The sequence below is a fragment of the Rhizobium sp. SVR5-9E genome (genome assembly GCF_056755095.1).
Genome location: NZ_JBNDHS010000159.1, coordinates 1 through 7,782 on the forward strand (window position 1 = coordinate 1; position 7,782 = coordinate 7,782).

Consider the following 7,782-nt stretch of genomic DNA (forward strand, 5'->3'; position numbering starts at 1 on the left):
ACCGGAAGGCCATCGTTTTCCGAAAGCCACGCTGCCGGAATGATCGAAATATGCCGCCCTTCCGGGCGAACAGGGCACCGGCGGATCATCAAAGGATTAGACAGTGGCAAGCACCAATTTCCGCCCCCTTCACGACCGCGTCGTCGTTCGCCGCGTTGAGTCCGAAGAAAGGACCCGAGGCGGTATCATCATTCCGGACACCGCCAAGGAAAAGCCGCAGGAAGGCGAAATCGTCGCCGTCGGTTCCGGCGCTCGCGACGAGTCCGGCAAGGTCGTTCCGCTGGACGTCAAGGCTGGCGACCGCGTTCTGTTCGGCAAGTGGTCCGGCACGGAAGTCAAGATCAACGGCGAAGAGCTTCTGATCATGAAGGAAGCCGACATCATGGGCATCATCGGCTGATCCAGCCGGTCGCTCTTTACCCGAAATCGCCAACAACTCTATTCAGGAGTTCTCAAAATGCCAGCTAAAGAAATCAAGTTTGGCCGCACCGCGCGCGAAAAGATGCTCAAGGGCGTCGACATTCTCGCTGACGCCGTGAAGGTCACGCTCGGCCCGAAGGGTCGCAACGTCATCCTCGACAAATCCTTCGGCGCTCCGCGCATCACCAAGGATGGCGTCACCGTCGCCAAGGAAATCGAGCTCGAGGACAAGTTCGAAAACATGGGCGCCCAGATGGTCCGCGAAGTTGCTTCGAAGACCCACGACATCGCCGGTGACGGTACCACGACTGCTACCGTTCTCGCCCAGGCGATCGTTCGCGAAGGCGGCAAGGCCGTTGCTGCCGGCATGAACCCGATGGACCTGAAGCGCGGCATCGATCTCGCCGTTGCTGAAGTCGTCAAGGATCTGCTGGCCAAGGCCCAGAAGATCAACACTTCGGAAGAAGTCGCACAGGTCGGCACGATCTCTGCAAACGGCGAGAAGGAAATTGGCGCCTATATCGCCGACGCTATGCAGAAGGTCGGCAACGAAGGCGTCATCACGGTTGAAGAAGCCAAGACCGCCGAAACCGAACTTGAAGTCGTCGAAGGCATGCAATTCGACCGTGGCTATCTGAGCCCGTACTTCGTCACCAACCCGGAAAAGATGGTGGCAGAGCTCGAGGACGCCTACATCCTGATCCACGAGAAGAAGCTTTCGAACCTCCAGGCTATGCTCCCGGTTCTCGAAGCAGTTATCCAGTCCGGCAAACCGCTCCTCATCATCACTGAAGACGTCGAAGGCGAAGCATCTCGCTACGCTCGTCGTTAACAAGCTGCGCGGCGGCCTGAAGATTGCTGCCGTCAAGGCTCCGTGCTTCGGCGACCGCCGCAAGGCCATGCTCGAAGACATCGCCATCCTGACGAGCGGTACGGTGATCTCCGAAGACCTCGGCATCAAGCTCGAGTCTGTTACCCTCGACATGCTCGGCCGCGCGAAGAAGGTCGTTGTCGGGAAGGAAAACACCACGATCGTCGACGGCGCTGGCGCCAAGTCCGACATCGAAGGCCGCGTTGCCCAGATCAAAGCTCAGATCGAAGAAACCACTTCCGACTACGACCGCGAGAAGCTGCAGGAACGTCTTGCCAAGCTCGCTGGCGGCGTTGCCGTCATCCGCGTCGGCGGTTCCACCGAAATCGAAGTGAAGGAAAAGAAGGATCGCATTGACGACGCACTCAACGCGACCCGCGCTGCCGTTGCGGAAGGTATCGTACCTGGCGGTGGCACGGCTCTGCTGCGCTGCTCCGTGGTGCTCAATATCCAGGGCGACAACGAAGACCAGAACGCCGGCATCAACATCATCCGCAAGGCGCTTCAAGCTCCGATTCGACAGATCTCTCAGAATGCTGGCGACGAAGCCTCAATTGTTGTCGGGAAGATCCTTGAAAACGACACTGACAACTGGGGCCACAACGCTCAGACCGGCGAGTTCGGCGACATGATCACCATGGGCATCATCGACCCGGTCATGGTCGTCCGCACGGCGCTTCAGGACGCAGCTTCGATCGCCGGCCTGCTCGTCACCACCGAAGCCATGATCGCCGAACTTCCGAAGAAGGACCCTCCGATGGGCGGCGGCATGCCTGAGATGGGCGGTATGATGTAATCAATTCCAGTCTCTGGAAATGAAATTAATCTTCGCACTGTCGATGGGATAGCGCTTCGTGGACTAGGAGGTTTTGACATAAATCAAGAACGGGCGGTGAAGCGCCGATCTTTTTCTGCCGAGGCTGCTCGCCCGTATTGACGGCATGCATGACACACAATCTAAGGCTCGCCCGTCGCGCACGACGCGCAAAGCGAAATCTCCAGGACGCCCTGTCGAGCATCAACATGCAATCATGAACGATTGGCTGAGCAGTGGCTAGGGAGTGATGCCGTACTTTTGGGCCTTCTTGGCCTGAAGTGCGCACTGGGCTTTCTTCTCTGTCTCGACCATCGAATTGATCACCTTCGCCTGCATGCCTCGGGCACTGGTGAATTGCATCCTCGAGGTTGCGTCGAGGTCAGCTATCTTGTCCAGGAAAGCGGTAAGCTTCTCATCGTCAAGCTTGTAGCCGCAGCCATCAGCACCGCCGATGACCTGCGCTGCTTCGTTGTTGTGCTTCACGACGACGCGCGTCGGAAAGGACACCGCCCTGTCCGAGATCATCAAGCTGGCCGAGGACGCGCAGGCGAGCACGGCGCAGGTCCAACGTTTGGCGGATCAGGTCACATTTCGTGCCGCAGAACTCGCTTCATCCCGCTCCAGCGCAGCGATGATCGCGGCCTGAACGGTCTCGTCCTGCGCCGCCATGGCGGCGGTCAGTGACATCAGGCGCTGGCGGGTGTCGTAGAGCTGGTCGATCAGCGACACTACGACCGGGAGCGTGTCCGTGTCGATCTCGAGCTCATAGCGCAGCGTGCAGATCAGGCGGACACGAGCGCATTCCATCTCCGTGAAGAGCAACGATCCGACTTCCTGCCGCGGCACAACAAGTTCGTCGCGGATCCAGGCTTCGAGATCGCTGCGTTGCAGCGCAGCTATCGCTGTAACAAGGTCATCAACGCGCATCATGTGAACATCTCCTTGCGCGGTTCCTGTGCGACTTTCGGCTGCCAGGTCTCCAGGAACCCTGTCAGCTCAGGCTCGTCGACTGCGGGCAGAACGACTTTCAGGGTGATCAGTTGATGTCCGCGTTGCCCGGTCTTGCGGTTGCGAATGCCCCTGTCGCGCAGTCGCATCACTTTGCCCGTGTTCGAGCCCTTCGGGATAGTCATCGTCACCAGGCCGCTTATGGTCGGAACCTCGATTCGCGCGCCCAGCGCCGCCTCCTTCAGAGTGACCGGAACCTCCACGTGAATGTTATCGTCCTTGCGGTGGAAGAACGGATGCGGCTCGACATGAAGCTCAACGTAGGCGTCTCCCGCCGACCCGCCGCCGAAGCCCGGCATTCCTTGACCTTTCAGCCGCAGCATCTGCCGGTCGTCCGCACCCTCCGGAATAGTCACCTGCAGCATCTTGCCCTCAGGCAGCATAAGCGTGCGAGCGGCGCCGTTGGCCACTTCCAGAAACCGAACCGGCAGCACGTAACTCACATCCTGGCCGCGCGCCCGCAAAGTGCCCTGTGACCGTTGTCCCCCCGCCGCGAACGCGCGCGCCAGAAAATCTTCCAGGTCCTCGTTACCGGCAAACCCGTCTTGCGCTGCATGCGTGGCATAGACGGGCCCGTCGGCGAAGTCGCGATAGAACCGCTCGTGCGATCGCTCCGCTCCGCTGGCATCGATCTCGCCCGCATCGAACCTCCGCCGCTTCTCCTTGTCCTTGAGCAGGTCACTGGCAGCCGAGATGTCCTTGAACTTAGCTTCGGCCTCTTTGTCGCTCGGATGCAGATCGGGATGGAACTTGCGCGCCAGCTTCTTGAATGCGTCCTTAATCTCCTTGTCAGTCGCAGAGCGAGTTACGCCGAGCGTCTCGTACGGGTCCTTCATGCACCTGATCCCATCGCAACCGCGCCTCAATCATATCGACCATTCCGCCCCCACCCCCTGGGGCGGTGCCGCAAGCATAACCGCAATCGCCAAATCATTCACGCCCTACGCACGGCATGCAGCGACATTTGCCAAAGTGAGTCCGGACGATCATCGTGTCGATGGTGGGCCGTTGCACCACGGGCGCGCCCGTCCATGATCGCCCGGTTTCGATTGCCATAGCAGCGACTTAACGTTTCCTCGAGAGGGGGGCAAATGGCGAAGTATGTCAAGAGGGTTCGATCTTGCGAAACCCGCCCTTTGGGAGCAATCTTCAACACGTCAGGCCATCCGGCGGTGAAGAGCGGCGATGGCCCACGTGGTATCGAGGCAAGCCGAGGGCCTTGTGGGGCGGCCTTCTGAGGAGGAGACAATGGTCGCACGAATGCTATACGGCGCAGATCCTTTCCGCAACATACGCCGCTTCCAAGACGAAGTGAGCCGGGGCGCCGCAAGGGCGCTGGAATTCCCGGCGGTGAATGTCTTCGCAAACCAGGACGGCGTCATCATCACCGCCGAATTGCCTGGAGTAAGATCAGAAGACTTGGACATCTTGATTCACAGAGATTCGGTTACTCTCAGCGGAGAGCGGCACACCGAAACTGAGGAAGCCCAAGGATATCACCGGCGTGAGCGTCGTGGGGGCCGGTTTGTGCGGACCGTGTCATTGCTGTTTGTGGTAGACCCGAACAAGGTTGAAGCGGATCTCGTCAATGGCGTACTGACTCTGGATCTTCCTCGAGCTGAAGAGGACAAACCCAGGCGTATTAATGTGAAGGCGAGCAAGGGGGCGGATCATGGCTAAGCGAGAGACCACGAAAGCTGGAACTAAGGGCGAGAGCAAGCAGCAGTCTCAGGCCGCGCTGACTAGCCAACCGGAGCTGGGGGGCAAGCTGTCCGCGGAGCAGGACGCGGGCGAGCGGACCCATGAGAGGCCGGTCTTCGTACCACGAGTTGACATCTACGAGACCGAAACCGGCCTTGTCCTCGTTGCGGATCTGCCCGGCGTGAACCCGGAGGGTTTGGAGGTCACGTTGGAGAAGCGGGTGCTGTCGATCTATGGCCGCGTCGAAGAGGACGCCCCCGAGGGCTACAGCCAGGCCTATCGCGAGTACGGGGTTGGCGATTTCGAGCGGCAGTTCACTCTCTCCGGTGATTTCGACATCCATAGAATTGAGGCGAACTTGAAGTACGGTGTGCTTCACCTCGCCATCCCGAGAGCTCCGGAGGCGGTGGCAAAGCGGATCGAGGTGAGATCAGTTTCCTGACGGAGAGGATTGCGCAAGGCGCTGGTGCATGAATGCAGCTGGAATTGTCAACGGACGCAATCGGTTCTTTGATGTTGGCGATTACGCCTGCCTTTCTTGGCAGCGGGCAGAGTTCGGACGTGCACATGCCAGCATGCGGTTGAGCACGATGAAGCCAATGGCAACCTCGGTCTGCTGAGCCGGAAACGAACGAGCCCGCAAGCGTCGACCGATCAGGTTCTTGTATCGACCGATCGCGGTCTCGACCAATGAGCGCTTGCCATAGCCGGTGGTTGCCTGCCATTTCAGCCGACCGTCTTTTGCGATCGCCGGATGTGCTTGTCTCTTTGATCAGGCGGCCCCGTATCGCCATTGCTTTCCACCGCCGTCGAACGAGGTGGAATGACGATGTTGGCGGTATCGCTGTGTTCAAGAACGGTCCGGTAGGTGGGCTTGCCGTCATAGGCACCGTCGGCTGTGAATTGACCAATCTCACCATCTATCTGATTGAGCAATGGCTCCACCCGCGCCGGATCGTCGGTGTTCTGGTCGGTCAATGTTTCTGCGACTATGTCACCGTTACCGGCGTTCACCGCCAGGTGGAGTTTGCGCCAGTTGCGCCGCGATCTGGTGCCGTGCCTGTCTTCCAGCCATTGGCCAGCGCCGTATATTTTCAACCCAGTGCTGTCGATCAGGATATGGATTGGCCCGTCCGGCATCGACGGCAGTCTTCCGGCTCGTTCCCACCGCTGTGCCCGGCGGCTCAAGGTCGTATGATCAGGGACAGGCAGTTGCAGTCCCAAAAAGATATCGACCCTATGAACCCCTCGGTCTGGCGAAGGGGCAGGCTGAACACGCAAGCCAGTGTCAGGGCTGTTTCAATGGCAAGATCGGAATACCGCCGCTGGCCGCCACGGATTCTCCGCCGGGGCGCATGCCATCCGGCCAATGCTTCCGGCGTTATCCATAATGTCAGGCTACCACGCCCGCGAAGACCTGCCTCGTATTCCCGCCAGTTTGTCACCTTGAACTTCATCTTGCCAGTGCGATGGCGGCGGGCGGCATTATGTTTGAACGGCATGGCTCGGATCAGACTGATTGCGATCCAACAGGCCTACTTCCAAACCATTGAAAAAGGATCGATGCACCAAAGCCAGTGGAGTGCCATCGGGATGCTCGATGGCGGCAAGCCGAGAGGGTGACATCTATCCCGCCCTCACTACGGATTCGAGGCAATGCCTCAATGATATCGGGAAGGCGGCGCGACCCGCCAATCTGCGAAGGAAGGGCTGCCCTCGGGCAAAATGATCCTTGGCCTTCCCGACCACCACAACCCGTCACCACCCGGTGGCGGGTTTTTCATTATGCCTGATCGCGATTCATGCGGCTTTTCTGTTCTGGAAGTCCCTGAATTGCATATCTGGGGAGACGACGCCATGCGGGCGCAACCGTATTCCGGTTGATGTCCATCAGTTCGGTTGCATCCTTAGCAGTCAGCCTAGCCGCCGGCTTATGCCCGAGGAGAGGACGTCCGGTCATGGCATCAAAAACCGTCCATGTGCCGTTCCCTTCTGCGCGGCGGTCGTATGGCATGTAGGGGAGGTCGGAAGACATGATGTCCTCCTTTCACTTATGGCGCCCCGTAAGCAGTAGCGCCTATAGGATAAACGCGAAGCAGGCCCATTTGTTTCGGGCCCGCCTCCGCACCTTTCCGATGTTCATTTTTGCTTCCTCATTCGAGGGCGGAAAAATCAACATCCGTGTCCGGCGGTTCCCGGCAAACAAGGAGAAGACGCATGAGCGCACCCGTATGCAGAGCAAAGTTCAAGCTGACCCAGCGCAACGAAAACCAGGGTGGCTTTTCACTCACCTTCGAGCCGGTCACATCCGGCAGCGCCGAAAACGATCAGTTCTTCAAGTACACGCCTTGGGGCAAGGTTGAGATGGGGACGGTAAACTCCGACGCGGCCAAGGCCTTCGTGGTCGGCGGCTCATACTATCTCGATTTCACCCCAGCCGACTGATGCCATCACAAGCCCGCCCCGTAACCCGGAGGCGGGCTTTTCATTGGAGAGCGAGCCGCTTCAGTTTGAAGGAGCTGGTGTGGTTGGTGCGGGGTTAGCAGGCGGTGTGGTCTCAGTAGAAGCGGGCGGCGAGCCCGGAGCGGTTGCGGTCCCGCCTGGTCGCTCGCGTCCGAAAAACATCATCAAAGCTACTATGATGATGATACCAACCACGACTCCAATGATCATGTTTCGATTCATGACTTGGTCCTCCAAAAGTTACGCGTCCGAGGCCTATTGGACAGGTAGTTGTTACCATCTGTTTGTCCATAGGCGTTCTCGATCCCGTATCTGGGTGAACCAGCAATTTCTGAACGGAGCGGAGACTCCGACTTGTCCCCGGCGACAAGACAATGGCCTCGTGGGTGAAGAGCCCGCGCCGCCGCTCCGGGGTTGGCCGCCCTTTCATATACGGCGCGAAGTGGGTCAGCCGGGAACATTCAGGAGAGATCATGGAAAGCATTCTAACGCTGGCGCTGAT

The 7,782-nt window shown here is 59.1% G+C and carries 8 protein-coding genes and 2 pseudogenes; 5 read left to right on the forward strand and 5 right to left on the reverse strand.

Annotated features, from left to right (window positions below):
- Positions 1 to 103 precede the first annotated feature (103 nt).
- Together groES and groL are read left to right on the forward strand one after the other, a co-directional pair.
- Positions 104 to 400 (forward strand): co-chaperone GroES, encoded by a 297-nt coding sequence (gene groES / locus ACPYOJ_RS33170; protein ID WP_481420037.1) that lies wholly within the window; start codon positions 104 to 106, stop codon positions 398 to 400.
- A 57-nt stretch (positions 401 to 457) separates the two neighbouring features.
- Positions 458 to 2,087 (forward strand): annotated as a pseudogene (gene groL / locus ACPYOJ_RS33175) (chaperonin GroEL).
- Between the two features lie 258 nt (positions 2,088 to 2,345).
- Here the strand turns inward: groL and ACPYOJ_RS33180 are convergent.
- The 3 genes from ACPYOJ_RS33180 to ACPYOJ_RS33190 form a co-directional block, all read right to left on the reverse strand.
- Positions 2,346 to 2,615 carry a hypothetical protein gene (locus ACPYOJ_RS33180; protein WP_481420038.1) on the reverse strand — a complete coding sequence of 90 codons (270 nt, stop codon included), beginning with the start codon at positions 2,613 to 2,615 and terminating at the stop codon, positions 2,346 to 2,348.
- Between the two features lie 72 nt (positions 2,616 to 2,687).
- On the reverse strand, positions 2,688 to 3,038 hold the full coding sequence (locus ACPYOJ_RS33185) for a chaperone modulator CbpM (RefSeq protein WP_481420039.1): 351 nt from the start codon (positions 3,036 to 3,038) through the stop codon (positions 2,688 to 2,690).
- Complete coding sequence (locus tag ACPYOJ_RS33190) at positions 3,035 to 3,952, reverse strand: DnaJ C-terminal domain-containing protein (RefSeq protein ID WP_481420040.1); 918 nt, start codon at positions 3,950 to 3,952, stop codon at positions 3,035 to 3,037. Before ACPYOJ_RS33190 ends, ACPYOJ_RS33185 begins: the two co-directional genes overlap by 4 nt.
- Before the next feature lie 412 nt (positions 3,953 to 4,364).
- Between ACPYOJ_RS33190 and ACPYOJ_RS33195 the strand changes: the two genes are divergently transcribed.
- Both ACPYOJ_RS33195 and ACPYOJ_RS33200 read left to right on the forward strand, forming a co-directional pair.
- Positions 4,365 to 4,796: an Hsp20/alpha crystallin family protein gene (locus tag ACPYOJ_RS33195; protein ID WP_481420041.1), complete on the forward strand. Its 432-nt coding sequence runs from the start codon at positions 4,365 to 4,367 to the stop codon at positions 4,794 to 4,796.
- Positions 4,789 to 5,259 (forward strand): Hsp20/alpha crystallin family protein, encoded by a 471-nt coding sequence (locus tag ACPYOJ_RS33200; RefSeq protein ID WP_481420042.1) that lies wholly within the window; start codon positions 4,789 to 4,791, stop codon positions 5,257 to 5,259. Before ACPYOJ_RS33195 ends, ACPYOJ_RS33200 begins: the two co-directional genes overlap by 8 nt.
- Positions 5,260 to 5,340: 81 nt before the next feature.
- Here the strand turns inward: ACPYOJ_RS33200 and ACPYOJ_RS33205 are convergent.
- Together ACPYOJ_RS33205 and ACPYOJ_RS33210 are read right to left on the reverse strand one after the other, a co-directional pair.
- Positions 5,341 to 6,319: pseudogene (locus tag ACPYOJ_RS33205) on the reverse strand (IS5 family transposase).
- 281 nt (positions 6,320 to 6,600) lie between these two features.
- Positions 6,601 to 6,852 (reverse strand): hypothetical protein, encoded by a 252-nt coding sequence (locus ACPYOJ_RS33210; RefSeq protein WP_481420043.1) that lies wholly within the window; start codon positions 6,850 to 6,852, stop codon positions 6,601 to 6,603.
- A 182-nt stretch (positions 6,853 to 7,034) separates the two neighbouring features.
- On the opposite strand from ACPYOJ_RS33210, the gene ACPYOJ_RS33215 reads away from it, so the two are divergent.
- On the forward strand, positions 7,035 to 7,262 hold the full coding sequence (locus ACPYOJ_RS33215; protein ID WP_481420044.1) for a hypothetical protein: 228 nt from the start codon (positions 7,035 to 7,037) through the stop codon (positions 7,260 to 7,262).
- Positions 7,263 to 7,782: the final 520 nt, after the last annotated feature.

Excerpts from the sequence above, each read along its gene's own strand:
- ACPYOJ_RS33190 (WP_481420040.1), bottom strand. The coding sequence starts at position 3,952 with ATGAAGGACCCGTACGAGACGCTCGGCGTAACTCGCTCTGCGACTGAC.
- ACPYOJ_RS33215 (WP_481420044.1), top strand. The coding sequence starts at position 7,035 with ATGAGCGCACCCGTATGCAGAGCAAAGTTCAAGCTGACCCAGCGCAAC.
- ACPYOJ_RS33200 (WP_481420042.1), top strand. The coding sequence starts at position 4,789 with ATGGCTAAGCGAGAGACCACGAAAGCTGGAACTAAGGGCGAGAGCAAG.
- ACPYOJ_RS33185 (WP_481420039.1), bottom strand. The coding sequence starts at position 3,038 with ATGATGCGCGTTGATGACCTTGTTACAGCGATAGCTGCGCTGCAACGC.
- ACPYOJ_RS33210 (WP_481420043.1), bottom strand. The coding sequence starts at position 6,852 with ATGTCTTCCGACCTCCCCTACATGCCATACGACCGCCGCGCAGAAGGG.
- ACPYOJ_RS33195 (WP_481420041.1), top strand. The coding sequence starts at position 4,365 with ATGGTCGCACGAATGCTATACGGCGCAGATCCTTTCCGCAACATACGC.